The 23,472-nt window shown below is 72.0% G+C and carries 29 protein-coding genes and 3 pseudogenes; 24 read left to right on the top strand and 8 right to left on the bottom strand.

The annotated features are described in order from the left end of the window. The first annotated feature begins 14 nt into the window (after positions 1-14). The 5 genes from B1L11_RS54240 (at position 15) to B1L11_RS32610 (ending at position 2,445) form a co-directional block, all read left to right on the top strand. Positions 15-506: a glycine cleavage T C-terminal barrel domain-containing protein gene (locus tag B1L11_RS54240; protein WP_306291734.1), complete on the top strand. Its 492-nt coding sequence runs from the start codon at positions 15-17 to the stop codon at positions 504-506. A gap of 16 nt (positions 507-522) precedes the next feature. Then, the gene (locus B1L11_RS32625; protein WP_256863078.1) at positions 523-1,113 is read left to right on the top strand and encodes a sarcosine oxidase subunit gamma; all 591 of its coding nucleotides are present in this window, start codon (positions 523-525) and stop codon (positions 1,111-1,113) included. A gap of 153 nt (positions 1,114-1,266) precedes the next feature. After that, positions 1,267-1,692, top strand: a complete 426-nt coding sequence (gene panD / locus B1L11_RS32620) for an aspartate 1-decarboxylase (protein ID WP_079319206.1) — start codon at positions 1,267-1,269, stop codon at positions 1,690-1,692. Positions 1,693-1,795: 103 nt separating this feature from the next. After that, positions 1,796-2,140, top strand: coding sequence for a type II toxin-antitoxin system RelE/ParE family toxin (locus B1L11_RS32615; protein ID WP_079319220.1), 345 nt, complete (start codon positions 1,796-1,798; stop codon positions 2,138-2,140). A 5-nt stretch (positions 2,141-2,145) separates the two neighbouring features. Further along, positions 2,146-2,445, top strand: coding sequence for a helix-turn-helix domain-containing protein (locus B1L11_RS32610; protein WP_079319205.1), 300 nt, complete (start codon positions 2,146-2,148; stop codon positions 2,443-2,445). 109 nt (positions 2,446-2,554) lie between these two features. On the opposite strand, the gene B1L11_RS32605 is transcribed toward B1L11_RS32610, so the two are convergent. Further along, positions 2,555-3,547 carry a hypothetical protein gene (locus B1L11_RS32605; RefSeq protein WP_079319204.1) on the bottom strand — a complete coding sequence of 331 codons (993 nt, stop codon included), beginning with the start codon at positions 3,545-3,547 and terminating at the stop codon, positions 2,555-2,557. Positions 3,548-3,716: 169 nt separating this feature from the next. Here B1L11_RS32605 and B1L11_RS32600 point away from each other — a divergent pair, with 169 nt between their 5' ends. From B1L11_RS32600 to B1L11_RS32525, 18 genes and pseudogenes are all read left to right on the top strand, one after another. Beyond that, positions 3,717-4,016: a DUF6247 family protein gene (locus B1L11_RS32600; protein ID WP_143737717.1), complete on the top strand. Its 300-nt coding sequence runs from the start codon at positions 3,717-3,719 to the stop codon at positions 4,014-4,016. Then, on the top strand, positions 4,013-4,270 hold the full coding sequence (locus B1L11_RS32595; protein ID WP_079319202.1) for a hypothetical protein: 258 nt from the start codon (positions 4,013-4,015) through the stop codon (positions 4,268-4,270). Before B1L11_RS32600 ends, B1L11_RS32595 begins: the two co-directional genes overlap by 4 nt. A gap of 154 nt (positions 4,271-4,424) precedes the next feature. After that, on the top strand, positions 4,425-5,402 hold the full coding sequence (locus B1L11_RS32590) for an aldehyde ferredoxin oxidoreductase N-terminal domain-containing protein (RefSeq protein WP_179155431.1): 978 nt from the start codon (positions 4,425-4,427) through the stop codon (positions 5,400-5,402). Then, positions 5,306-6,196: an aldehyde ferredoxin oxidoreductase C-terminal domain-containing protein gene (locus B1L11_RS32585; protein WP_179155430.1), complete on the top strand. Its 891-nt coding sequence runs from the start codon at positions 5,306-5,308 to the stop codon at positions 6,194-6,196. Before B1L11_RS32590 ends, B1L11_RS32585 begins: the two co-directional genes overlap by 97 nt. Positions 6,197-6,358: 162 nt before the next feature. Next, entirely contained in the window at positions 6,359-7,408 is a 1,050-nt protein-coding gene (locus tag B1L11_RS32580; protein ID WP_079319200.1) for a serine protease, read from the top strand. Positions 7,409-7,665: 257 nt separating this feature from the next. After that, positions 7,666-8,160 (top strand): annotated as a pseudogene (locus B1L11_RS55400) (SDR family NAD(P)-dependent oxidoreductase); the annotation flags it as partial. A gap of 55 nt (positions 8,161-8,215) precedes the next feature. After that, the gene (locus B1L11_RS55395; RefSeq protein WP_079319218.1) at positions 8,216-8,425 is read left to right on the top strand and encodes an SDR family oxidoreductase; all 210 of its coding nucleotides are present in this window, start codon (positions 8,216-8,218) and stop codon (positions 8,423-8,425) included. Between the two features lie 175 nt (positions 8,426-8,600). Beyond that, complete coding sequence (locus B1L11_RS32565) at positions 8,601-9,797, top strand: lyase family protein (RefSeq protein ID WP_218671465.1); 1,197 nt, start codon at positions 8,601-8,603, stop codon at positions 9,795-9,797. Next, positions 9,794-10,741, top strand: a complete 948-nt coding sequence (locus tag B1L11_RS45875; protein WP_143737716.1) for a thiamine pyrophosphate-dependent dehydrogenase E1 component subunit alpha — start codon at positions 9,794-9,796, stop codon at positions 10,739-10,741. Before B1L11_RS32565 ends, B1L11_RS45875 begins: the two co-directional genes overlap by 4 nt. After that, complete coding sequence (locus B1L11_RS45870; protein ID WP_143737715.1) at positions 10,734-11,717, top strand: alpha-ketoacid dehydrogenase subunit beta; 984 nt, start codon at positions 10,734-10,736, stop codon at positions 11,715-11,717. Before B1L11_RS45875 ends, B1L11_RS45870 begins: the two co-directional genes overlap by 8 nt. A 79-nt stretch (positions 11,718-11,796) precedes the next feature. Further along, positions 11,797-12,780, top strand: a complete 984-nt coding sequence (locus B1L11_RS32555; RefSeq protein WP_079319199.1) for a sugar ABC transporter substrate-binding protein — start codon at positions 11,797-11,799, stop codon at positions 12,778-12,780. Then, positions 12,774-13,219, top strand: a pseudogene (locus B1L11_RS48870) (ATP-binding cassette domain-containing protein); the annotation flags it as partial. The gene B1L11_RS32555 and the pseudogene B1L11_RS48870, both read left to right, overlap by 7 nt. Next, entirely contained in the window at positions 13,214-14,284 is a 1,071-nt protein-coding gene (locus B1L11_RS54235; protein ID WP_306291736.1) for a sugar ABC transporter ATP-binding protein, read from the top strand. The pseudogene B1L11_RS48870 and the gene B1L11_RS54235, both read left to right, overlap by 6 nt. Then, positions 14,274-15,548: an ABC transporter permease gene (locus B1L11_RS32545; RefSeq protein ID WP_079319217.1), complete on the top strand. Its 1,275-nt coding sequence runs from the start codon at positions 14,274-14,276 to the stop codon at positions 15,546-15,548. Before B1L11_RS54235 ends, B1L11_RS32545 begins: the two co-directional genes overlap by 11 nt. After that, on the top strand, positions 15,545-16,012 hold the full coding sequence (locus B1L11_RS32540; RefSeq protein ID WP_079319198.1) for a VOC family protein: 468 nt from the start codon (positions 15,545-15,547) through the stop codon (positions 16,010-16,012). The genes B1L11_RS32545 and B1L11_RS32540 overlap by 4 nt, the downstream gene beginning before the upstream one ends. A 61-nt stretch (positions 16,013-16,073) precedes the next feature. Further along, positions 16,074-16,916 (top strand): amidohydrolase, encoded by an 843-nt coding sequence (locus B1L11_RS32535; protein ID WP_079319197.1) that lies wholly within the window; start codon positions 16,074-16,076, stop codon positions 16,914-16,916. Position 16,917: 1 nt separating this feature from the next. After that, positions 16,918-17,919 (top strand): annotated as a pseudogene (locus B1L11_RS55390) (Gfo/Idh/MocA family protein); the annotation flags it as partial. Positions 17,920-17,998: 79 nt separating this feature from the next. After that, the gene (locus B1L11_RS32525; RefSeq protein WP_079319196.1) at positions 17,999-19,000 is read left to right on the top strand and encodes a LacI family DNA-binding transcriptional regulator; all 1,002 of its coding nucleotides are present in this window, start codon (positions 17,999-18,001) and stop codon (positions 18,998-19,000) included. Positions 19,001-19,248: 248 nt separating this feature from the next. Here B1L11_RS32525 and B1L11_RS32520 read toward each other — a convergent pair whose 3' ends face one another. Continuing rightward, the gene (locus B1L11_RS32520; RefSeq protein ID WP_218671462.1) at positions 19,249-19,533 is read right to left on the bottom strand and encodes a winged helix-turn-helix domain-containing protein; all 285 of its coding nucleotides are present in this window, start codon (positions 19,531-19,533) and stop codon (positions 19,249-19,251) included. A 131-nt stretch (positions 19,534-19,664) separates the two neighbouring features. Between B1L11_RS32520 and B1L11_RS32515 the strand changes: the two genes are divergently transcribed. Further along, a complete protein-coding gene (locus B1L11_RS32515; protein WP_079319195.1) occupies positions 19,665-20,138 on the top strand; it encodes a hypothetical protein in 474 nt (157 codons plus the stop codon). Between the two features lie 56 nt (positions 20,139-20,194). Here B1L11_RS32515 and B1L11_RS32510 read toward each other — a convergent pair whose 3' ends face one another. From B1L11_RS32510 to B1L11_RS32485, 6 genes are all read right to left on the bottom strand, one after another. After that, complete coding sequence (locus tag B1L11_RS32510; protein ID WP_079319194.1) at positions 20,195-20,968, bottom strand: ribonuclease HII; 774 nt, start codon at positions 20,966-20,968, stop codon at positions 20,195-20,197. Between the two features lie 39 nt (positions 20,969-21,007). Further along, positions 21,008-21,427, bottom strand: a complete 420-nt coding sequence (locus B1L11_RS32505; protein WP_079319193.1) for a hypothetical protein — start codon at positions 21,425-21,427, stop codon at positions 21,008-21,010. Next, positions 21,424-21,675 (bottom strand): hypothetical protein, encoded by a 252-nt coding sequence (locus tag B1L11_RS32500; RefSeq protein ID WP_079319192.1) that lies wholly within the window; start codon positions 21,673-21,675, stop codon positions 21,424-21,426. The genes B1L11_RS32505 and B1L11_RS32500 overlap by 4 nt, the downstream gene beginning before the upstream one ends. A 103-nt stretch (positions 21,676-21,778) precedes the next feature. Then, on the bottom strand, positions 21,779-22,930 hold the full coding sequence (locus B1L11_RS32495) for a cellulose binding domain-containing protein (RefSeq protein ID WP_079319191.1): 1,152 nt from the start codon (positions 22,928-22,930) through the stop codon (positions 21,779-21,781). Beyond that, positions 22,927-23,256, bottom strand: a complete 330-nt coding sequence (locus B1L11_RS32490) for a hypothetical protein (RefSeq protein WP_143737711.1) — start codon at positions 23,254-23,256, stop codon at positions 22,927-22,929. Before B1L11_RS32490 ends, B1L11_RS32495 begins: the two co-directional genes overlap by 4 nt. A 93-nt stretch (positions 23,257-23,349) precedes the next feature. Then, positions 23,350-23,472 (bottom strand): cellulose binding domain-containing protein (locus B1L11_RS32485; protein ID WP_143737710.1); only part of this gene is annotated, 123 nt, incomplete at its 5' end.

The following is a 23,472-nucleotide window of genomic DNA, read 5'->3' as shown; positions in this document are numbered from 1 at the left end:
TGTGGGAGGCGGTCATGGCGTCCGGCGAGGTCACGCCGTACGGCACGGAGACGATGCACGTGCTGCGCGCCGAGAAGGGGTTCCCGATCGTCGGCCAGGACACCGACGGCACGGTCACCCCGCAGGACCTCGGCATGGAGTGGATCGTCTCGAAGAAGAAGGCCGACTTCATCGGCAAGCGGTCCTACGCGCGGGCGGACACCTCCAGGCCCGACCGCAAACACCTGGTCGGCCTGCTGCCCGAGGACCCCGGCGTGCTGCTGCCCGAGGGCGCCCACCTCGTGGAGACCTCGGCGCTGCCCGAGCCGCCGGTTCCCACGCTCGGCTTCGTCACCTCCAGCTACCGCAGCGCCGCGCTCGGCCGTACGTTCGCGCTCGCGCTGGTGAGCGGCGGGCGCGAGCGGGTCGGCGAGCGACTGTACGCGCCGGTCGGTGCGGACCTGGTGCCCGTCACCGTGACCTCCCACGTCCTGTACGACCCGGAAGGAGCGCGCCGCGATGGCTGATTCTGTGGCTGATTCTGTGGCTGAGCCGGCGGTTGGGCGCAGGAGTCCGGCCGCGGCGTTCGCGGCCAGGTTCGAGGCGGCGAGCGCGGGCGGCGGCCTGCGCCTGGCCGAGATCCCCTTCCTGGCCCAGATCAACCTCCGGGTGGACCCCAAGAGCCCGGCGGCGGAGCGCATCGGGACGGCGATCGGCGTGCCGCTGCCGGTGGAGCCCGGCACCACGGCGGGCGGCGGCGACCTGGAGGTGCTGTGGCTCGGGCCCGACGAGTGGCTGGTGGTCGGCCCCGACGGCGCCGCGCGCGACCTCGTGGAGCGGATCGAGGAGGCGGCGGGCGGCGAGCACGTCTCGGTCGTCGACGTGTCGGCCCAGCGCACCACCCTGGTGGTCGGCGGGGAACGGGCGCGGGACGTGCTGGCCCACGGCTGCGCGCTGGACCTGCACCCCCGGGCGTTCGGCCCGGGCCGGTGCGCCCAGACCATGCTGGCCAGGGCGGCAGTCGTCCTGGTCGCCGGTGAGGACGGCTTCCGCCTGCTGGTCCGCTCGTCCTTCGCGGCGTACGTCGCGGAGTGGCTGCTCGACGCGTCCGTCGAGTACGTGGCGGGCGGATAAGCGATTGTTCACGCTGCGCATCGGCCCCTGCGACTCCGCACCTCGCCGGGTCGAAGCGCATCGTTGTGCGAGGCTGACGACCGGGCATTTCGGGGTGTGACATACCATCGAGGACGCTCGTGAGGAGGTCCGTCCATACCCCGGTGGGAGATCATGTTCCGCACGCTGATGAAGTCGAAGATCCACCGCGCCACCGTCACGCAGGCCGATCTGCACTACGTCGGCTCGGTGACGATCGACGCGGACCTGATGGCCGAGGCCGACCTCGTCGAGGGTGAGAAGGTCGACATCGTCGACATCGACAACGGCAACCGCCTGTCCACGTACGTCATCGAGGGCCCTGCGGGCTCCGGGATGATCGGCATCAACGGCGCCGCCGCCCGCCTCATCTCCGTCGGCGACCTCGTGATCATCATCGCGTACGCGCTGGTCACCGAGGAGGAGGTCAAGGCGCTCAGGCCGCGCGTCGTCTTCGTCGACCGCGACAACAAGCCGCTGCACGTGGGCTCCGACCCCGCCGCCGTACCCGACGGCATGGGCCTGACCCCCGGCGACCTCACCCCACCCGCCGTGGACTGACCCGCCCGACGGGCAGTCCTGTGAAGCGACGGTGGGACTCCCGCTGAGCCGGGTTTTCCCATTTCAGAGGCAGGCCACTTGCCTTGACTATAACGTCCATGTTATGAGTTGGGGAGAGGTGGAACTGGAGCCCGAGGTCGACGAGTGGTTCGACTCGCTCAGCCAGGATGACCAGGAGACGGCGGTCTTCTACGTTGACCTGCTCGCCGAGCGGGGAGTGCTCCTCGACGAGCCGTACACCAGGCAGCTGTGCGGCAAGCTCCGCGAGCTTCGATTCCATCTCTCCCGCGAGGCCGTGCGCATCAGCTATTGGATCGCTCCGGGCAGGCGCATCATCCTGCTGACGGTCTTCCGTAAGCAGCGGATGCGTGAGACGGCCGAAATCGAACGTGCGGTGCGGGCGATGAAGCGATGTATCGCGGAGGCCCACACGGCGGAGGAGGAGTGAGTGCCATGACCGAGCGCAGGGCGTGGTCCGACAAGCGTGCAGAGATCATGAGCCGGCCTGGCGCTGGGGCCGCCTACGAAGCCGCACGGATCCGTTTCGAGCTCGGCGAGGCTGTCCGGCGGCGGCGCGAAGAACTCGGCCTCACCCAAGCCGAGCTCGCCGAGCGGGCCGGACTCAAGCAGCCGGCGGTGGCGCGCTTCGAGGGAGGGGGCACGATGCCCACGATCCCCATGCTCGAACGCCTCGCCGAAGCGCTGGAACTGCGGCTCAGTGTCCAGCTTGAGCCACTTCCCAAAGCGAGCTGACCTTCGCTCCTGGAAGTCCTGAGGCTTGGCAGCGTGGCTGATTCCGCCTGCGAGCGCATTCAGAGTGTGAGTGAGACCGCCTGACCGTCTGATCAAGGTCGTGTTCCGGCTACTGCATGCTCACTCCGTGCGGGTGGTCGAACGAGATCGGGCAGGTGAAGATCCACAAGGCATATCCGCGGCCGATCGTGATCTCCGTAGGCTCGGATCGGTTCGGGTGCTGGTGGAACTCGCTCTCAGGCCCGGCGTCCTCCAGAGGCCGCCAGCTCTCCGTTCCGTCCCACTCTCCACTGTCGACCTTCAAAAGCAGGTCCATGTCGGCCCCGCAGTCTTCACAGAGCATCGGGTAGGGATCGGTGAGATTCCAGGCCGCGTAACCGCCCACCTTCCAGCCCGCCGCGATCGACAGCTCGGAGAAGTAGTCGTATCCGCTGGACTCCTCCCAGGTCCGGATCCGCTCCTCCAGATCACCGGGCAGGAAGTCCGCGTAGGGGTACTCGACGACCTGCTCGGGATGCAGAACGCAGGGCACGGGCAGATAGGTGTCGTACTCCATGACCTCGGGCTCGGGCTGTTCGGCGAGCACATCGGTCACGTCGGCCGAACGTCGCCAGCGCAGGATGAGCGAGGGGCAGTAGTGGGGGCCATGGTCGCGCGGACACCACAGGAGCTGGAGGACATCGGCCCCGGGAGGTCCCACCAGGTCGGGCACGTCCCGCATGAAGAGCTGGGCGACGGCCAGCATGGTGGCGGGGGTGTCAGGGTCGGCGCACTCCTTGTCGAGACGGTCGAGTTCGGCTCGTTCCTCAGGTGTGATGGCGAACTGCTCGCCCTTGCGTGTCCGGCCCCAGGCCGCCGAGAGGATGCGCCTGCGGTGCCGCTCGGCGTCGAGGCGGGTGAAGTCGCCCCCGTTCTCGTGCGACTCTCCGCACACGGGCCAGGGCTCGTCGGAGGGCCAGAGCAGGGGGCCGCCGATCGAACTGTCGTGCACGCCGGGCGTACCGGGCCGCGGATGAAGGCGGGTGGCCGTCCGGGCGAGCGGCGCGATCTCGGGAAAGACAGCGGCGATGTCGACAGGGCGCGGCGGGGTCGTTCGAACCATGGCGGCAGAATCTACCGGGCCCCTCCGACGAAGATCCGGATTCCTGCGGGAGCGAGACCCACGGTGGGGAGGCGTCGATGCCTCGTGATGAGGGCGAGTAGGTGTCCGCATCGGAGCAGATTCCGGCGGCGCGAAGGCTTCCCGCGCTCGGGCAGATAGATTGGGCACCATGACCGCTCAGCCTGTGGAGCCCGTTGGGCGCCATGATCCGGGTGAGGACCCGGCCGCGATCTTCGAGGCGCTTCCGCCGTCCCACCGTGCCTGGTTCCGGGCGGAGTACGACGAGGCCTTGGAAGCCGCACACGACTTGGCCCGCTTCAAGCAGGTGCAGGCACTGTTGCGTCAGTGGCGGCTGCGTGCGATCGCTTACGCGCGTCCGGGTTACGAGGAGGCCGTTCAGGACGCGCTCCAGGAGCGTACGGAGATGTTCACGCGCTACACCCCGCCGGAGTGGGAAGGCCGGGTGTGAGTTACAAGTTCGATGGCTTCCATGGCCGCGCCTTGTATGAGCTGAACGGTCTTCCCGAGGAGGTCCGCGACGGCCCGTTGCTGGAGCGTCTTATCGAACTCCTCCGCCATCCGTGGGATGCGGTCGTGGAGCGTCCTGGCCAGTCCGCGGTGAGACATGCCTTCTTCGGAGACAGCGGCCAAGGGATGTTGACATTCATCCTCATCGAGGAGACGCAGTCCTTGCGCATCATCGACATCCTCTGGGCCGGCTGACTCTCTTTCCACGGGCGCGACCATGCCTCGGTGATGGGCTGCTGTGGGTTCTGCCCAACGGGCCGCAAACCTGGGGCAGGTGGGCGTCGATGCCTCGCGATGAGGGCGAGTAGGTTATCCGCCACAATCGCCCCCTTTGTGAGGAGTGTCACTCGTGCCCTTCGTCGTCGATCTCACCGACGGGTCCGTCGAGCGGGAGGACCGGTCCGCCGAGACCGGCCACTTCGGCGGGTCGATCCTCGGCCTGCGGCTGCTGACCGAGCGCACCCCCGCCGGGCTCGACCCGTACGATCCCCGGGCCCTGCTGTACGTCGCGGCCGGGATCCTCGGCGGGGTGGCCGCGCCGGGGCTCGCGAAGGCGGTGTTCCTGGCCAAGTCGCCGCTGACCGGGGTGGCCGGGGAGGCCCACGCGCTCGGGCCGTTCGCGGCCGGGATCCGCGGCGCGGGCGCCAAGGCGCTGGCGATCACCGGCCGGGCGCAGCGGTTGTCGTACCTGCTGGTCGAGGACGGCCGGATCAGCGTCCACCCGGCCGAGGAACTGGGTGGCCTCGGCACCGCCGCCACCACGGACGCGCTGCGCGCGCGGCACGGGGAGGGCGCGCACGTCGCCGCCATCGGGCCGGCGGGGGAGAGACTGGTCCGCTACGCGAGCGTGGTGACCGACTACGCCTACCCCGCGGCCCGGTACGGCCTCGGCGCGGTGCTCGGCGCCAAGAACCTCAAGGCGATCGTCTGCGTGGGGGACACCCCGGCCGCCGTGGCGGACCCGCGCGCCCTGGCGGAGATCGCGGCCTTCTATCGCGCCGCGATGCCCGGCAACGCGCTCGCGGCCTGGCAGCACGCCGACCCGGGGTTCGGCGCCTGGACGGGGGAGCCGCCCGCGCCCGGCTACCTGAGCGTGCGGAACTTCTCCCACACCGGCGACAGCGGGCTGCGGGTTCCGTCCCCCGCCGACTACGAAGGGCTGGGGGTCGCCACGAGCGGGAGCTGCCCCGGCTGCCGACCGACTGCCTCAAGACCTACGCGCCGCTCGGCGTGCCGGAGCGCAGAACGGGAGGGCTCGGCCAGGAGGCGTTCGCGTCCCTGGGCTGGAACCTCGGCATCGACGACATCGGCGCGGTGCTCGCGCTGAACGCCCTGTGCAACGACCTCGGCCTCGACCAGGTCTCCTTCGGCGGCACGGTCGCCTTCGCGATGGAGTGCGCGGACCGCGGCCTGCTCGCGGAAAGGCCCTCCTTCGGCGACGCGGCGGCGGTGACGGCGCTCGCCCGCGACGTCGCCACCAGGAGCGGCGCGCTCGGCGACCTGCTCGCCGAGGGCTCGGCCCGCGCGGCGAGCAAGCTCGACGCCGAGCCGTACGCGATGACCGTGAAGGGCGCCGAGGTGCCGTGTTTCGACCCGCGGGTGCAGCCAGGCCTCGGGCTGGGCTACGCCGCCGCGCCAGGCGGGCCGCGCTACGACGCGCTGGAGCACGACCTGGACTTCGAACCCGGAGGCGCGCTCGCCTACTGCCTGCCGGAGGCGGCGCGGATCGGCGCCGAGCCCGCGCCGGTCGGCCTGCTCGACGCCGAACGCGGGCGGCGGACGGCGCGCCTGCTGCGCCTGTGGAGCGCCCTCGACGCGTGGAACATCTGCCTGTTCGCCTCCTCGCCGACCAGGCCGCTGACCCTCGACCACCTGACGGCACTGGTCACGGCCGTCTCCGGGGCCGGGTGCACGCTCGACGACCTGCTCACGGCGGGTGCCGCGCGGCTCGACCTGATGCGCGCGTACGCGCTGCGCGAGGGCGGCGGGCCCGACGCGCTGCCCGCCCGGTTGCACGACGAGCCGATCATGGCCGGGCCGTACGCGGGGGCGCGGCTGGCCCGCGAGGACTTCGCCCGGGCGCTCGACGCCTTCCACGCCGAACTCGGCTGGAATGCCTGACTGAAAATCGCCGACATTCCACGGCAAGGCCTGAAACTTTCTTCACAGGATTTGGGTGAAACGTTATGATCTTCCGTCTTGTCGGCTGCGCCGATCGGCCGGCTGCTGCTCCACTCTGACGGGGGCCCTCGACGGTCCCCATGACCGAATGGGAGATCGACGATGAGACGCGCACTGGCGGCGTTGGGCGTCGGCGTGGGCCTGCTGGGCTCCGCCGTCGTCTCCACTCCGGCTCAGGCCGCGAGCGCGGTGATGGCCCCCTTGGCCTCCAACGTGCCGGCCGCTCAGCAGGTCGCGGCGTTCTGGCTGGCCGACGGGGGCGCGAACCTACGGAACGCCACGCCGTACGCCGTGCAGACCGTGGTCCAGGGGGAGCGCGCCTCCGCCGACGTCGTCCCGGACGGCAAGCCCGGCACGGTCCCGCCGTCCCAGGATGTGTTTCCGAAGAAGGTGAAAGGGCCCACGACCTCCGGCAAGGTGTTCTTCGTCGGTGCCGACGGTCAGCCGCACTGGTGCACGGGCACCGCCGTGCAGTCGGCCTACCGCAACGTCGTCGCCACGGCCGGTCACTGCGCGTTCGACACCGAGGGCGCCGCCGGCACGCTCGGCGCGCTCGGCAAGTGGGTCTTCGTGCCTGGCTACTCGGACGGCAAGACCCCGGGGGTCCTGTACGTCGGAAGGCAGGCCGCCACTCATTTCGACTTCGGTGTGTACGGCCACTACGACCGCGACGTCGCCTTCGTGACCGTGTTCAACGGCGTCGTCTCGTCGTCCTCCGGGGTGCTGACCGACGGCGGGCGGCTGGGCGACAACGTCGGTGGGCAGGGACTCGCCTACAACCAGCCGACGGCCTCCTCGGTCGACGTCTTCGGCTACCCGGCCGGTCCCAACCCCGACGGAACCCGGCCCTACACCGGCCAGACCCTCGAACGATCCACCGGATCGACGTTCGCCATGGGGCTCCGCGACCTGCCCGCCAATCAGTCCGTCGGCGTCGAGTCCGCGTTCACCGGTGAAGGCTCCCTCGGCTCCTCGTGGCTGTACCGCTACAGCGGCGACACCCGCACCGGTTACCTCAACGGCATCACGATCAGCGTCTCCGATACCGACGGCGACAACCGCTACGACACCAGCGTCTCCCCGTACTTCGACGGCGAGGTGCTGGCGGTCTACTCCGAAGCCACCGGGCTCCAGACCGGCTCGATCGCGTAGCCGACCGGCCAGCACCCGCCCCCGTCGTGCCTGCCCGTCCCGCGGGTACGACGGGGGCGTTTTCTTTCGTGACACTCCCGTTAATCACGTAAGAAAAACGATTGACCAACCTCTTGTCCGGTTTGTGAGGCCGCTGCTATGGTCTGGTCAATCGTTTGACGAGTACGGCGGACGGGTGGCGTACGAGGCCCGTTTCAATCCCGCCGCACGGCCTCCGGGACGCGACCGGGACACAGAACCAAGGGAGACCATCGGGGATGGCAGTCACTATCGACCTGAGCGGGCGCACGGCGCTCGTGACCGGGGGAGCGGGAGGGCTCGGCGTCGCGTGCGCCAGGGCGCTCGCGGACGCCGGCGCGAGCGTGGTGCTGTCCGACCTGGAGGGGCCGCGGCTGGCCGAGGCCGCGGCCGCCGTCGGGGCGGAGGCCCGCGCGGTCGACATCACCGACCCCGGCCAGGCCAGGGCGCTGGTGGACGGCCTCGACCGCGTCGACGTCCTGGTGAACTGCGCCGGCATCATGCGGACGACCCCGCTGCTCGAGGTCGAGGCGGACGAGTGGCGCAGGATCGTCGACGTGAACCTGAACGGCACGTTCTGGCTCACCCAGGCGGCCGGGCGGCGCATGGTGGAGCAGGGGAGCGGGTCGATCGTCACCCTGGCCTCGGTCGCCGCCCGGTCGGGACGGCCGAACGCGGCGCACTACTCGGCCACCAAGACCGCCCTGCTGTCGCTGACGAAGTCGGCGGCGCTCGCGCTCGCCCCGGTCGCGCGTCAACGCGGTCTGCCCCGGGGTCATCCTCACCCGCATGTGGGACGAGATCATGGCCGACCGCGACGAGCACTTCGGCCCCGACGCCGGCGCCCGGTATCTCCAGGAGGTGAGCGACCGGTCGCCGCTGCGGCGGCCCGGCCGGCCCGAGGAGATCGCCGCGGCGGTGCTGTTCCTGGCCAGCGACCTCGCCTCGTTCGTCACCGGCCAGGCGCTCAACGTCGACGGCGGACTGGAGATGGACTGACCATGCAGACCTTCAAGCTCCTGCCGGAGCTGTTCGGCGACGCCGGGATGGCGACGATCTTCTCGGCCGAGCGGACCGTGCTCGCCTGGCTGCGGGTCGAGGCCGCCCTGGCACAGGCGCAGGCCGACGCCGGCGTGATCACCGCCGCCGACGCCGACGCCATCACCGGCGCTGCGTGCTGGACAACGTCGACGTCGAGCGCCTGTGGCGGGAGGCGGTGAACGTCGGCTACCCGATCCTGCCGCTGGTCCGCATGATCGCCGCGGCGCTGCCCGAGGGGCCGAACGGCCGCGTCCACTACGGGGCGACCACCCAGGACATCATGGACAGCGGCGTGGCTCTGCAGATGGGCGAGGCCCTGGACCGGCTCGCCGCGCTGCTCGGCGCGTTCGGGGACACTCTCGCCCGGATGGTCGAGGAGCACGCGGCCACCGTGATCGCCGCCCGCACCCACGCCCAGCAGGCCGTGCCCACGACGTTCGGGGCGAAGCTCGCGGTGCTGCTGGCGGAGCTCACCCGTCAGCGCGAGCGGGTCAGGGCGGCCGCGCGCCGGGTCCGGGTCGTCTCGCTCTTCGGCGCCGGAGGCACCTCCGCCGCCATGGGTGAGCAGGCGGCCCAGGTCAGGAAGGGCATGGCCGTACGGCTCGGCCTCGCGGCCGCCGACGTGCCCTGGCACGTGGCCCGTGACGGCATCGCCGAGTTCGGCGTCACCTGCGCGAGCGTCGCGGCCACCGCCGCCCGGTTCGCCCGCGAGGTGGTGGACCTGTCCCGCACCGAGGTCGGCGAGGTGCGCGAGGCGGGCGGGCACCACCGCGGCGCTTCGTCGACGATGCCGCAGAAGGCCAACCCGATCGGCTGCGAGGCCGTCATCGGCATGTCGGGCACGGCCGGAGCGCTCAGCTCGGCCCTGTTCCGGGCGATGGAGGCCGGCCACGAGCGGGCCGCGGGCGAGTGGCAGATCGAGTGGTACGCCGTCCCGCTGCTGGCCGAGCTGGCCGCCGGTGCGCTCGCCACGGCCGCCGAGGTGGCCGAGGGGCTGCGCGTCTTCCCCGACGCCATGCGGGCCAACCTCGACGCGGAGGGCGGGCTCATCATGGCGGAGGCGTACATGATGCGCCTGGCCCCGGCGCTCGGCCGGGAGCGGGCGCACGACCTCGTCTACCAGGCGGCGCAGGAGGCGCGGGCCCGGCGCGGCGCGCTGGTCGACACGCTGCGCGAGGTGGCGGGTCCCGACGACCTGGCCACGCTCGGCGCGCTGCCGCTGCCCCCCGAGTCGTACGTCGGCGACGCCGAGGCGGTCTGCGTGGCCGCGCTCGCGGGATGGCGCGGCGAGGCAACCATCGACCACGACAACGAGGAGTCCGGCGAATGAGCGAGCGACGGCTTGCGGATCTGCTGGCGATGTGGCGCGTGCGCGCATTCGAGGAGAAGGTGCGGGAGCTGCGCCTCGCGGGTCCGATCGTCGGGTCCGTCCACCTGTGCATCGGGCAGGAGGCGATCCCGGTCGGCGCCTGCGACGTGCTGGAGCCCGAGGACGCGCTGTTCGCGACCTACCGGGGTCACGGCTGGGCCCTCGCCAGGGGCGTCCCCGCCGAGCGGATGTTCGCCGAACTGCTCGGCCGGGAGACCGGCGTCAACGGCGGCAGGGGCGGATCGGCCTACTTCACCGCCGCGGAGTACGGCTTCCACGGGGAGAACTCGATCGTCGGCGCGGGCGCCCCGATCGCCTGCGGTGCGGCGCTGGCCGGCCGCTACGACGGCTCCAACCGGGCCGCGGTCACCGTGTTCGGCGACGGCGCGATGAACCAGGGCGCGGTGCACGAGGCGATGAACTTCGCCGCCGCCTTCTCCCTGCCCGTGGTCTTCGTCTGCGAGAACAACCGCTACTCCGAGCTGACCCCGATCGCCGACATGGTCCGCACGAGCAGGCTCGCCGACCGCGCGGCGGCGTACGGCATGCCGGGCTACCGCATCGACGGCAACGACGTGGAGGCCGTCCGCTTCCACGTGCGCGACGCGCTGGAGGTCGCCAAGGAGAACGGCGGCCCGACGCTGCTGGAGTGCATGACCGAGCGCATCGTCGGCCACTACATCGGTGACGCGGAGAACTATCGCAAGCCGGGCGAGATGGACCGGATCAGGGCGCGGGAGCCGATCGCCCGGCTGTGCGCGGGCCTGCTCGCCGACGGGGTGCCGGCCGACGAGGTCGACGCGGTCGAGGCCCGCGCGAGAGCCGAGATGGAGACCGCCGCCGCGGCGGCGCTGGCCGCGCCGTTCGCCGACCCCGCGACCGCGAGGGAGCACCTCTATGCCTGAGACCCGCAAGCTCAACTACGGCGAGGCCGTCAACGCCGCGCTGCACCGCCTCATGGCGGAGCTGCCCGAGACCCTCGTGTACGGCGAGGACGTCGGCCTCCCCGGAGGCGTGTTCGGCGTCACCCGCGGGCTGCGCAAGCAGTTCGGCGACCGGGCCTTCGACACGCCGATCAGCGAGTCGGCCATCCTGGGCAGCGCCGTGGGCGCGGCGATGATGGGCCGCCGCCCGATCGTCGAGATCATGTGGGCCGACTTCTCGCTGGTGGCGCTCGACCAGATCGTGAACCAGGCGGCCAACGTCCGCTACGTCTCCGGCGGCCGGCTGACGGCCCCGATGACGATCCGCACCCAGCAGGGCAACGCCCCGGGCGCGTGCGCCCAGCACTCGCAGTGCCTGGAGGCGCTGTTCCTGCACGTCCCCGGGCTGCGGGTGTGCATGCCGTCCACGCCGCAGGACGCGTACGACCTGCTGGTGACCGCGGTGCACTGCGACGACCCGGTCCTCGTCATCGAGAACAGGACCCTCTACTTCGGCGCCAAGGAGGAGGTGACGGTCGGCGGCCCGGTCGAGCCCATGGGCGAGGCACGGGTGCGCCGTCACGGCTCCGACGTCACGGTGGTCGCCTGGGGCGCGATGACCGCGCGGGTGCTCGACGCCGCCGAGGCGCTGGCCGCCGACGGCATCGAGGTGGAGGTGCTGGAGACGCCCTGGCTCAACCCGTTCGACACCGAGGCCGTGCTCGCGAGCGCCGGCCGTACGGGCAGGCTCGCGGTGGTCCACGAGGCCAACGTGACCGGCGGGTTCGGGGCCGAGGTCGTGGCACGGGTCGCCGGGGCGGGCGTCCCGCTGCTGGCGCCGCCCATCCGGGTGGGGGCGCCCGATGTCCGGATGCCGGCCGCGCCGATCCTGGCGCAGGCGCTGCTGCCGGACGCCGATCGCATCGCGGGGGAGGTGCGAGCGCTCGTCAAGGGCTGAGCGGCCTTGAGCGAGCACGTCATGAAATGTCACTACCTGATTTGAGCAAACGATTGACCTCCCCTGAGCAGGAGAAACAATGAAGAAGGCACTCATCGTCGTGGCCGCCCTGGCGGTCGGCGCGACGGCCTGCGGCGGCTCCGGCGGCGACGGCGCCACCCAGGCCGCCTCGGAGAAGAAGGAATACACGATCGGCGTCTCCAACCTCGGCCTGAGCTTCCCGTTCCCCTCCGCCATCAGCAAGGGCATCAAGGACGAGGCCGCCAAGCTCGGCGTGAAGATCACCGAGCTGGACGCCCAGGGCAAGGCCGACAAGCAGAGCAACGACGTGCAGGACCTCATCGCGCAGCAGCCGGACGGCGTGCTGCTGCTGCCCGTGGACTCCGGCGTCGCCCAGGGCCTGGCCGACAAGCTCAAGGCGTCGAACATCCCGACCGTGGCCGTCGCGTCCCAGGTCGGCGATCCCAAGACCCGTCAGCTCAAGGACGTCTACCCCGGCCTGGTCGCGCTCGTCACGCAGGACGAGCCCGCCGCCGGGGGCAAGGCCGGCGAGATCGCGGCGCAGATCCTCCCCGAGGGCGGCAAGATGGCCGTGGTCGAGGGCGCGGCGGGCTTCGCCGAGGTCGTGCTGCGTTACCAGGACTTCCCGAAGGCCGCAGAGGCGAAGGGTGCGAAGTTCGAGGTCGTGGCCCGCCAGCCCGGCGACTGGGTGCAGGACAAGGCCCAGTCGGCCTGCCAGAACATGCTCGCCTCCAACCCCGACGTCAAGCTGTTCTACGCCGAGTCCGACGACATGGCGGTCGGCTGCGCCAAGGCCGTGAAGTCGGCCAACTCCACCGCGAAGATCGTTGGCATCGGCGGCAGCAAGCTCGGCGTCGACGCCGTCACCTCCGGCGACATCGCCGGCACCGTCTGCTTCAAGCCCGAGGACCTCGGCAAGCTCGCCCTCGACACGCTGTACAAGCACCTGACCGGCGAGCAGAAGCAGGACGCCGCCTTCGTGACGTACGACACCCCGGCCATCACGAAGGACAACGTCGCCGACTGCACGCCGCAATGGTAGACACCCCGCTGCTGTCCCTCGAGGGCGTCGGCAAGTCGTTCCCCAACGGCACCGTCGCCCTCCGGGGGGCGCGGCTCACGGTCCTCCCCGGCAGCGTGCACGGCCTGGTCGGGGCCAACGGCGCGGGCAAGTCCACGATGATCAAGATCATCGCCGGGGCGCACGCGCGACGTCGGGCACGGTGCGCTGGAAGGGCGAGGAGGTCGTCTGGCGCGACCCCGGCGCGGCCAGGAAGGCCGGCGTCGCCACGATCATGCAGCACGTCCCGCTCGCGCCCACACTGACCGTGCTGGAGAACGTCTTCCTCGGCGCCCCCGGGCCCTGGCGGCTGCCGCGCGCCCGCCGCCGGGAGTTCGACCGGCTGCTGAGGCGGGTGCACTACGAGATCGACCCGGACGCCGAGGTGGCCGATCTGGCCATCGGCGAGCGGCAGATGGTCGCCATCCTGCAGGCGCTCGCCATCGGCGCGAACCTCGTCGTCATGGACGAGCCCACCGCCTCGCTGGCCGAGGGCGAGCGCCAGGTGGTGTTCGACGTGGTGCGCAGGCTGTCGGCGCAGGGCACCGCCTTCCTCTACGTGTCGCACTTCCTCGACGAGGTGCTGTCGCTCACCGACCGGGTGACCGTGCTGCGGGACGGCACGGTGGTGGAGGAGGGCCCGACCGCCGCCTACGACGAGGACCGGCTGGTGCAGGCCATCGTCGGGCGGGACCTGCTCGTGGCCGAGCGCCGCGCCCCCGCTCCCGTCGCCGCCGACGCCCCGGTGGCCCTCGCCGTACGGAACCTCAGCTCGCCGGCCGGGGTGCGTGACGTGTCCTTCGAGGTGCGCCGCGGCGAGGTCGTCGGCATCGCGGGCCTGCTCGGCTCCGGCCGGTCGGAGATCCTGCACGCGGTGTACGGCGCGGACTCCCGCGCCCGCGGCGAGGTGCTGGTGGACGGCCGTCCCGTGCGGCGCGGCCCCCGGGCGGCGGTCGCCGCCGGGATGGCCCTCGTCCCCGAGGACCGCAACGCGCAGGGGATCGTGGGCGCGTTCCCCATCTGGAAGAACATCTCCCTGCCCGACCTCGCGTCGCTGTCGTCGGCGCGGGCGCTGCCCCGGGAGGCGGCCGAGGCCGAGCGCGCCGAGCGGGCCATCCGCGACCTCGGCATCGTCTGCCCCGGCCCCGAGGCGCTGGTCACCGAGCTGTCCGGCGGCAACGCGCAGAAGGTCGTGTTCGGCAAGTGGCTGTACGGCGGGGCCCGGGTGTTCATGCTCGACGAGCCCACGGCCGGCGTCGACGTCGGGGCGAAGGCCGACATCCTCGACCTGGTCCGCAGGTTCGCCGCCGAGGGCGGCGCCGTGCTCGTGGTGAGCAGCGAGTTCGAGGAGATCCTCGCGGTGGCGACGCGCGTGCTCGTCGTCCGCGAAGGCCGGATCGTCGCGGAGCGACCGGCGCACGAGACATCCGAAGAGGAGTTGCTGATGCTGGCCAACGGATTCGGGGGTGCGCACGATGCCGCCTGAGAGCGCGCGGTCCGGCGCCCGGCACAAGGTGGCGGGCGGGAAGACGTTCGGTGCCCGTGCGGCCGCCGCGCTGCGCCCCGGCAACGCGGGCGTCGTCTACGCCCTCGTGCTGATCGTGGCCGTGCTGACGCTGCTGTCGAGCCAGATGGGGCGGCCGAGCTACCTGTCGCCGACCAACGTCATCAACATCCTGGACCAGTCGTCGCTGGTCGCGATCCTCGCCGTGTTCACCACCGTGGTGCTGATCAGCGGCAACTTCGACCTGTCCATCGCGTCGGTGTCCGCCTTCGGCGCGGCGATGGCGCTCAGCCTGGTCGGCTCGCTCGGCCTGCCGCTGGCGATGGCCGTCGCACTGGCCGCCGGGCTCGTCTGCGGCGCGGTGAACGGCCTGATCGTGCAACTGGTCGGCATCAACGCGTTCATCGTGACGCTGGGCACGATGACGGCCGTACGCGGCCTGGTGCTGATCCTGACCGACGGCCGTACGATCACCGCGAAGGACCCGGAGGCGCAGCGGGCGCTGATCGCGCTGCAGTCGGGCTACTGGACGGTCCCGCACATCCTGGCGATCCTCGGGGTGGCGGCGCTGGTCGTCGGCGCCGCGGTGGCGCTGCTCGCCCGCAGGACCGGCGGGAGCCCGCTCAAGGGCGCGGTGATCGCGGCGGCCGGGCTGGTCGTGGCCGTGCTCGACCCCGTGCTCGGCTTCGAGCTGCGGCTCAGCAAGCCCACCTACTACCTGATTGTCATCGCCGGCGTCACCTGGGCCGTGCTGCGCTACACGGTGATCGGCCGCCGTCTGTACGCCGTGGGCAGCAACGCGGAGGCGGCCCGGCTTTCCGGCATCAACGTCAACCGCTACCGGATCGGCGCGTTCGTGCTGAACGGGCTCGGCTCTGGCTTCGTCGGCGTGCTGTTCGCCGCGAAGCTGCTGGCCATCAACCCCACGGGCCTGCAGGGCACCGAGCTGACCGTGCTCGCCGCGGCCATCCTCGGCGGCACCTCGCTGTTCGGCGGGTTCGGCAGCGTGCTGAAGTCCGTCGTCGGCGCGCTCATCCTGTTCACGCTCGACAACGGCTTCAACGTGCTCAACCTGGGCGCCAACTACCAGGGCGTGATCGTCGGCACGGTCGTCATCGTCGCCGCGGCCATCTACACGATCGCCGGCCGCCAGCGGCAGGTCCGCAGGGTGCGCGACTCGGGAGCCGCACCGCAATCGCCCGAGGAGTCCGGCGTGGAGCCGGAGAGACAGGAGTCGCTGCGATGAGAGGCGTGTGGCACTTCTCGTTCACGGTCGCCGACCTCGACAGGTCCGTCGCCTTCTACCGCGACCTGCTCGGGTTCACCCTCGTGCACCGGCAGGACCAGGACAACGACTACACCCGCAGGCTCGTGGGCTACCCCGACGCGGTGCTGCGCATCGCCCAGCTCGCCGTGCCGGGCCAGCCCCGGGGCGTGTCCACCCACGACCTGGAGCTGGTGGAGTACGTACGGCCGCGAGGGGAGGCCCGCGACCCGGCCCGGCACCTGCCCGGCGCGGCGCACCTCGCGCTCACGGTCGAGGACGCGCTCGCCGAGCACGCGCGGCTGTCGGCGGCCGGGGTACGGTTCGTCTCACCGCCCAACGCCATCACGGCGGGGATCAACGCGGGCGGCTACGCCTGCTACTTCCTCGACCCCGACGACATCACGCTGGAGCTGGTCCAGCCCCCGGCCGTGAAGCTCCGTTGACAGGCCGCTGACCCGCGTCTAGCTTGTGCAGGCTCAACCGATTGATCATGAGGAGGGGCGGATGCCCGTCATCGATGCGCATCAGCATTTCTGGAACCTGGAGACCGGTTCCTACCCCTGGCTGACGCCCGAGGCCGGGCCCATCTACCGCACCTTCGAGCCGGAGGAGCTGATCCCGCAGCTCGCCGAGGCCGGGGTCGATCACACGGTGCTCGTCCAGGCGATGGACTCCTACGCCGACACCGACGCGATGCTCGCACAGGCCGACGCGTACGACTTCGTGGCGGCGGTGGTCGGCTGGGTGCCGCTGGAGCGGCCGGACGAGGCGGCGCAGGCGCTGGAGCGCTACCGGAGGCACCCGAAGTTCGCCGGGGTCCGCCACCTCATCCACGACGACCCCGACCCCGACTGGCTGCTGCGCGACGCGGTGATCGAGGGCCTGGGGGTGCTCGCCGAGGCGGGCCTGCCGTTCGACGTGGTCGCGGTGCTGCCTCGCCACCTGGAGCACGTGCCGGTGCTGGCCGAGCGGATCCCCGGGCTGCGGATGGTGATCGACCACCTGGCCAAGCCGCCCATCAAGGAGAAGGGCTGGGAGCCGTGGGCGGGCCTGATCGCCCGCGCCGCCGAGTATCCGCAGGTGTACGCCAAGGTGTCGGGCCTCAACACCGCCGCCGACCCGGAGAGCTGGACGGCCGACGACCTGCGGCCGTACGTGGACCACGCGATGGAGCTGTTCGGCCCTGACCGGCTGATGTTCGGCGGCGACTGGCCCGTCTCGATCCTCGCCGGCGACTACGCCACCGTGTGGCGCGAGACCAACGTGCTGCTCGCCGGCCTGTCCGAGGCCGACCGCGCGGCCGTGCTCGGCGGCACGGCCGCCCGCTTCTACCGAATCGAGGTGTGACGTGCTGGACGTCTTCGCGCCGATCGCGGCCGCCGCCGACCTGGCGATCCCCGAGGCGCACCGGCTGCCGATCGCGGTCGTGGGCGCCGGGGCGATCGTCGACGTGGCCCACCTGCCGGCGTACCGGAAGGCCGGGCTGGAGATCGCCGGGATCTTCGACCTGAACGCGGAGCGGGCCCGCGAGGTCGCCGGGCGGCACGGCGTGCCCCGCGTGTACGGCTCGCTGGAGGAACTGCTCGCCGACGAGCGGGTGGCCGTGGTGGACGTCGCGGTGGCGCCGAACGCGCAGCCCGGCATCGCGAGGGCCGCGCTGGAGGCCGGCAAGCACCTGCTGTGCCAGAAGCCGTTCGCGCCCGACCTCGCGACCGGGCGGGAGATCGTCGCCCTGGCCGCCGAGCGCGGGCTGAAGGTGGCGGTCAACCAGCAGTTGCGCTTCGACGAGGGCATCGCCGCCGCCCGCGCCATGGTCAGGGAGGGCTGGATCGGCGAGCCGACGGCCATGACGTTCACCGTGAACATCTTCACCGACTGGAGCGCCTGGGACTGGCTCGTCTCCACCGACCGGCTGGAGATCGTCTACCACTCCATCCACTATCTGGACGCCATCCGCTCGATCCTCGGCGACCCCGAGACGGTGTTCTGCACCGGCAGCCGTACGGCGGGGCAGGTCGCCAAGGGCGAGACCCGCACGATGAGCGTGCTGGTCTACCCGGGCGACGTGCGGGCGCTGGTCCACGCCCACCACGAGAACCGCACCGGCGACTACGAGGCGGCGTTCCGCGTCGACGGCACCGAGGGCGCGATCAGGGGCACCCTCGGGCTGCTGTACGACTACCCGCACGGCCGCCCGGACACGCTGGAGGTCAGCAGCCGCGTGCTGCCCACCGACGGCTGGCTGCCCTACCCGGTGACCACCCGGTGGCTGCCGGACGCGGTCGCGGGGCCGATGGGGTCGCTGCTGGCGGCGATCGCCGAGGGCGGAGAGCCGGAGACCGCGGCGGCCGACAATCTGGGCACACTCCGTCTCATGGAGGCGCTGTACCAGTCCATGGAGTCCGGCGAGAGCCGCGTCCGGGGGCGTTGTGAAGCGCGCCCGGGTGACCCTCGCCGACGTCGCCGCGCTGGCGAAGGTCGACCGTGCCGTGGTCTCGCGGGTCGTCAACAACGACCCCGCGCTCAGCATCCGGCCGGAGACGCGCGAGCGGGTGCTGGCCGCTGTGGCGCAGCTCGGCTATCGCCCCAACGCCGCGGCCCGCAGCCTGCGCACGGCCCGCGCGCACATGTTCGGCCTGTTCCTGCCCGACTTCGCCAACCCCGTGTACGCGGAGATCATCAAGGGCGCCGAGGCGGCGGCGGCCGGTCTCGGCTGCGTGCTGGTGACGGGCAGCTCCACCGGGGCGGGACTCGGCGGCTACATGGACCTGCTCGGCCAGGGCCGCATCGACGGCCTGCTGCTGGCCGGAGCGGAGGGCGAGTCGGAGCTGCTCGCGCAGCTCGACCGGATGGCCGTGCCGTGGATCATGCTCAACCGCAGGAGCCCGGCCGTCAAGCGCTACGTCATCCTCGACGACGAGCGGGCCGCCCGGCTCGCGGTCGAGCATCTCGTGGGGCTCGGGCACCGCAGGATCGCCCATCTGGCCGGTCCCGAGGGCGCCGACACCGCGCTGCGCAGGTCGGCGGGGTGGCGCGCGGCCATGCGTGACGCGGGCCTGCCCGAAGGCCCGATCGTCGCGGCCGGCTACACCCCGGCCGGCGGGGCAGCGGCGATGGCCGCGCTGCTCGCCGCCCCCGAGCCGCCGACCGCCGTCTTCGTCGCCAACGTCGCCTCCGCGATCGGCGCGATGGAGTCCGTACGGGAGGCGGGGCTGGACATCCCCCGCGACGTCTCGATGGTGGCGGTGCACGACCTCGACCTGGCGAGCTACCTCGCGCCCCCGCTCACCACGGTCCGCATGCCGCTCGCCGAGCTGGGCCGTCGCGGCGTCGAACTGCTCGGCAGCCTCAAGCCGGACGACAGCGTGGCCGAGGTGCTCGACGGCCCCATAGAGCTGATCGCCCGCCGCTCGACCGCCCCGCCGCGCTAGAGCGGCGGCAAGTGTCAGGTGAGGCCGAGGAGCCGGGCGGCATGACCGGTGAGGCGGGGACGGCCAGGATCGCGGCGACCTGCGCGGCCCGCCGGTGGGCCTGCTCGGCCGTGCTCTGCTCCAGGCTGGCCCGCAGGACCGCCGTCAGCACGGCCGCCGCGCCGCCCAGGGCGACGGCGACGATGGCGGTGGCGGCGACCGTCGCGCGCAGCCGCACCGACCAGCGCGCGGGCGGGCGCGGCGGGGCATCACCGATGCCCGTCGAGCCGGTAGCCCGCCCCGCGCACCGTGACCAGCGACGAACGGCCGAAGGGCGCGTCGATCTTGCGGCGCAGGGCGCTGACGTAGACCTCCACGATGCTCGGGTCGCCGTCGTAGGCGAAGTCCCACGCCTGCGCGAGCAGGTCGGCCTTGGACACCACCTCGCCCGCCCGCCGTGCGAGGGCGTGCAGCACGGCGAACCCCTCGTCCGCCAGACCGCTCTTCACGAGCTCGGCGAGCCGCCGCTCGTCCTCCACCAGCAGCACACGCATGCCCCACACCATCGCAGGCGGCACCTGAAGCCACGCTAAAGATCCTTCAGGCGGCTTCAGCGTGGCTTCAGGTGCCCGTCGGCACCGTCGTCTCCGTACGGTCCCGCGCGGGGGAGGAGAAGGAGACCTAGGTGATCAGCAAGCGCATGCGGGCGGGGCTGGTGGCGATCGGGCTGGGGGCTGCCCTCGCCGCCACGCTCACCGCCGCCGCGAACGCCGACGGGGCCTCCGGCGGGAGGACCGGGGTTCCGGTGACGTCCTCCTGCTCGCAGACCCTGAAGGTGGTGGAGAGGGACGGCAAGCTCCTGCTCGACGACGGCACGGGACTGCGGGAACTGAAGCCCGGCGACCGGGTGCGCGCCGTCCCGGCCATCCCCGCCAATCCCGGTGCGGACCTGGGAGCGCCCGGCACCGCCGCGAAGGGCACGACCGAGAGCGCGCCCGATGCCCCGGAGAAGGGCACCACCGAGAGCGGCACGACCGAGAGGACGGCCCCCGAGGGCAGGGCCACGGCGGAGAAGGGCACGACCGAGAAGGGCGCGGCCGGGCACCGCACGCGGACCACCGTCGCCGTGACCTGCGCCGTTCCGCCCCAGGCTGACTGACCGTCGGTACCTGAGCGCCCCGCCGGGCCCTTGTTCCGACGCCCGGCGGGGGTGCGTCAGAGGAGGGTCATCTGGCCGGAGCCGGCGAGAGGGTCGCGGTGCTTGCGCAGGTGCCGCCACTGGGGCAGGTCGTCCAGGTAGGACCACGACAGCCGGTGGTGCGGGGTCGGCCCGGCCTCCGCCAGCGCCTGCTGGTGCACGGGGGAGGGATAGCCCGCGTTGGCGGCGAAGCCGTACGCCGGGTGCTCCTCGCCGATCTCCGCCATCAGGCGATCGCGGTGCACCTTGGCCAGCACCGACGCGGCGGCCACCGACACCGACCGCTGGTCGGCCTTGACCTCGCACCGCACCCGCCACGGCCGGCCGAGGAAGTCGTGCGCGCCGTCGAGGAGCACCACGTCGGGCCGCAGCGGCAGGGCCTCCAGCGCCCGGCACGCGGCCCGGCGCAGCGCCTCGGTCATGCCGACCTCGTCGATCTCCTCAGGGGCCGAAGCGCCGTACGCGTGGCAGGTGAGCCAGTCCGGAAGGACCTCGGCGAACGCCTCCCGCTGGGCCGGGCCGAGCAGCTTGGAGTCGGTCAGCCGGACGGTGCGCTGCCCGCGTCCCGGCAGTTCGGGCGGCGGGCCGAAGGCGGTGACGGCGGCGCAGACCACCACCGGGCCCGCCCATGCGCCGCGGCCGACCTCGTCCACCCCCGCGATGTGGACCGCCCCGGCCGCACGCAACTCGTCCTCGATCTCGTATCCGGCGACCCGGCGCGGCGGTGCGGCGGGCGCGGGTGCAGTGCCGGGTTCGGCACCGGGCTCAAGCCCGGGCAGGGCGTCGGTCATCCCCGTATCATCCCAGGCGCCCGCAAGCCGATCCGGAAATCAGTCCGAATCACTGATCTCGTAGATGTCGATCTGCCACGGCAGGTGCGCGCGCACCGGCTCCCATCGCTTCAGGTCGGCGGCGAGGACCGGGAAGCCGAGATACCGGGCCACGGCGACCGTGTGCGCCGCCGCCATGTCCTGCTGCTCCGTCAGATGCACCGAGACCGCCGACAGGCGGAGCACGTCCTCGGTGGAGGCGACCGGCTCCAGCCGGACGTGCCCCAGCCGGTGGATCATTCCGTGGACGGCCTCGGTCTGGGCTTCGCTCAGGGTGTGCTGCGCCGCGGCGAGTGCGATGACGGGCACGCTCATGCGGACGGCGTGCTCGTCCAAGGCCGCGATGAGGTTCGCCACGACCAGATCACCTCTGCCGAGTTCGCCTATCGTGACGTCGTCGAGGACGTATCCGACGCTCATGAAGCCTGGGGCCGCCGCAGGTGCTCGATCGCCCCTTGCGCGATGCGGTCGGCCTTGGCGACGGCGTCGGGGTCCGCCTTCGCCCGTGCGAGGAGTTCTTCGAAGGCCAGCCGCTGACGAAGCCGGGTCGTCTTGTGCTCTTCGAGGAGCTGGGTCAGCACGTCGGCCAACGTCGTCCCGCGTCCTCCCCGGTCGGCCAGCTCGTTGAGCTCGTCGCGGAGCGCCTTGGGAACTTTGATGCTGGTCATGTCGGCAGTCATACCAGAATTCTACTTAGTAGAAGCGTGGTATGACAGATCGGTGCTCCACGATTGGTGGTGCGGTGATGCGGACGGCACCGGTCGCGGCTCGTCACGTCGTCGTGCAGGCGCCTCCGTTGAGGGTGAAGGCGGCCGGTTCGGGGTTGCTGCCGGTGTAGGCGCCGTTGAAGCCGAGATACACCGACTGGCCCGGCTTGATCGTCTTGTTCCATTCGTAGTTCCCGGCGGTGACAGCGGTGCCGGACTGGGCCCAGATGGCCGACCATCCGTTGGTGACCCGCTGGGAGGCGAGGGGGAAGCCGAAGCCGAGCCGCCACCCGTCGATGGCGGCGGTGCCGGTGTTGGTGATCGTGACGGTGGCGGTGAACCCGCCGTCCCAGGTGGTGGTCGCGTACGTCACCCTGCACCCGGAACCGGACGACGGGGACGCCGACGGGCTGGGGGACGGCGACAGGCCGAGGGACGGCGACGGGCTGGGCGAGGACGTTCCGCCGGGCTGCGCGATCGCCGTGTACGGCGCCGAGGGGTTGCTCAGGTTGCCGGCCGCGTCGCGGGCGACGACCTGGAAGGTGTACGGCTTGCCTCCTTCGAGGCCGGAGACGATGTCGCGGGGGGTGGCGTTCTCGCCCTCGTACGCGTAGCCGTTCTCGGTCCGGCGGAACAGGTCGTAACGGGGCGGGACCCCGCTGTCGTCGCCGACGGTGTTCCAGGCGAGGAAGACTCCGCCGGGGATGGACATCCCGCTGACGGTGGCCAGCCCTGTCGGCGTGCCGGGAGGCGTGGTGTCCGTCCCGGGGCTCGGGCTGGCGGCGGGCGGCTCGACCATGGCCCGGGCGCGGACCAGGTCGGAGGGCGCGCTGAGGTTGCCCGCGCGGTCCCGGGCCACCACGTAGAACAGGTAGTCGCGCCCGGCGGTGAGGCCGGTGACGACCGCGGTGACCTGGTCGGCCCGCATGTCGATCGTGGCCTGCTGCGCGCGCAGGAAGGCGCCGCCGGTCCACACGTGGACCTCGTAGGTGGAGATCCCGACGTCGTCCGTGGACGGCGTCCAGGCCAGGCCGACCGCGCCGTTGACGTAGACGCTCTGCGTGACCAGGCCCTCGGGGCGGGTCGGCGGGGTCCGGTCGATCGGCGACGGGCTGGGCGGGGGACTGGACGGCGGCATGCCGCTGAGGTAGTTCGCCGTGGCCGTCAGTTCGTTCGACGGCGGGCCCGCGTTCCCCGCCGCGTCCCGGGCGATCACCCGGAACGTGTACGACTGCCGAGAGTGAGGCCGCTGACGATGGAACCGGGGCCGGTCGTGGTGCGGACGGTGGTGAAGACGCCGCTCTGCTTCACCTGGATGTCGTAGCCGGTGACGCCGACGTCGTCGGTCGCGGCGCCCCAGCACAGCGACACGCCGATGCCGAGGCCCGATCCGGGGGCCGCGGGCAGGGGACAGTCCCGCAGCGCCCCCGGCGCGCTGGGCGGCGTGGTGTCCTCGGCCGCCGCGTAGGCCGGCGGGAGGGCCGCGGCGGCGAGGGCGAGCCCGGCGCCTGCGAGGCCGGCCCCCAGGAGACCGGCTCGCACGGCCGCGGCTTTACGGAGACCCTGGACGGACATGGGAGTCACCTCTCTGCGGGCGTCCGCGCACCCGGGTGCGCCGGACCGCGAGATGGGGGATCACGAGCAGGTGGTGCCGTTGAGGGTGAAGGCGGTGGGTTTGGGATTGGCGCCGGTGTAGGTGCCGTTGAAGCCGATCTGGATGGACTGTCCGGGGGTGATGGTCTTGTTCCAGTCGAGGTT

This window comes from Microbispora sp. GKU 823 (assembly GCF_002027145.1).
GTDB classification, from domain to species: domain Bacteria; phylum Actinomycetota; class Actinomycetes; order Streptosporangiales; family Streptosporangiaceae; genus Microbispora; species Microbispora siamensis.
The sequence above is the reverse complement of the archived record's forward strand: the minus strand, read 5'-3'. Positions and strand labels throughout refer to the sequence as shown.

Excerpts from the sequence above, each read along its gene's own strand:
- B1L11_RS54240 (WP_306291734.1), top strand. The coding sequence starts at position 15 with ATGGCGTCCGGCGAGGTCACGCCGTACGGCACGGAGACGATGCACGTG.
- panD (WP_079319206.1), top strand. The coding sequence starts at position 1,267 with ATGTTCCGCACGCTGATGAAGTCGAAGATCCACCGCGCCACCGTCACG.
- B1L11_RS32615 (WP_079319220.1), top strand. The coding sequence starts at position 1,796 with ATGAGTTGGGGAGAGGTGGAACTGGAGCCCGAGGTCGACGAGTGGTTC.
- B1L11_RS32610 (WP_079319205.1), top strand. The coding sequence starts at position 2,146 with ATGACCGAGCGCAGGGCGTGGTCCGACAAGCGTGCAGAGATCATGAGC.
- B1L11_RS32605 (WP_079319204.1), bottom strand. The coding sequence starts at position 3,547 with ATGGTTCGAACGACCCCGCCGCGCCCTGTCGACATCGCCGCTGTCTTT.
- B1L11_RS32600 (WP_143737717.1), top strand. The coding sequence starts at position 3,717 with ATGACCGCTCAGCCTGTGGAGCCCGTTGGGCGCCATGATCCGGGTGAG.
- B1L11_RS32580 (WP_079319200.1), top strand. The coding sequence starts at position 6,359 with ATGAGACGCGCACTGGCGGCGTTGGGCGTCGGCGTGGGCCTGCTGGGC.
- B1L11_RS55395 (WP_079319218.1), top strand. The coding sequence starts at position 8,216 with ATGTGGGACGAGATCATGGCCGACCGCGACGAGCACTTCGGCCCCGAC.
- B1L11_RS45875 (WP_143737716.1), top strand. The coding sequence starts at position 9,794 with ATGAGCGAGCGACGGCTTGCGGATCTGCTGGCGATGTGGCGCGTGCGC.
- B1L11_RS45870 (WP_143737715.1), top strand. The coding sequence starts at position 10,734 with ATGCCTGAGACCCGCAAGCTCAACTACGGCGAGGCCGTCAACGCCGCG.
- B1L11_RS32555 (WP_079319199.1), top strand. The coding sequence starts at position 11,797 with ATGAAGAAGGCACTCATCGTCGTGGCCGCCCTGGCGGTCGGCGCGACG.
- B1L11_RS54235 (WP_306291736.1), top strand. The coding sequence starts at position 13,214 with ATGGTCGCCATCCTGCAGGCGCTCGCCATCGGCGCGAACCTCGTCGTC.
- B1L11_RS32545 (WP_079319217.1), top strand. The coding sequence starts at position 14,274 with ATGCCGCCTGAGAGCGCGCGGTCCGGCGCCCGGCACAAGGTGGCGGGC.
- B1L11_RS32540 (WP_079319198.1), top strand. The coding sequence starts at position 15,545 with ATGAGAGGCGTGTGGCACTTCTCGTTCACGGTCGCCGACCTCGACAGG.
- B1L11_RS32535 (WP_079319197.1), top strand. The coding sequence starts at position 16,074 with ATGCCCGTCATCGATGCGCATCAGCATTTCTGGAACCTGGAGACCGGT.
- B1L11_RS32520 (WP_218671462.1), bottom strand. The coding sequence starts at position 19,533 with ATGCGTGTGCTGCTGGTGGAGGACGAGCGGCGGCTCGCCGAGCTCGTG.
- B1L11_RS32510 (WP_079319194.1), bottom strand. The coding sequence starts at position 20,968 with ATGACCGACGCCCTGCCCGGGCTTGAGCCCGGTGCCGAACCCGGCACT.
- B1L11_RS32505 (WP_079319193.1), bottom strand. The coding sequence starts at position 21,427 with ATGAGCGTCGGATACGTCCTCGACGACGTCACGATAGGCGAACTCGGC.
- B1L11_RS32500 (WP_079319192.1), bottom strand. The coding sequence starts at position 21,675 with ATGACCAGCATCAAAGTTCCCAAGGCGCTCCGCGACGAGCTCAACGAG.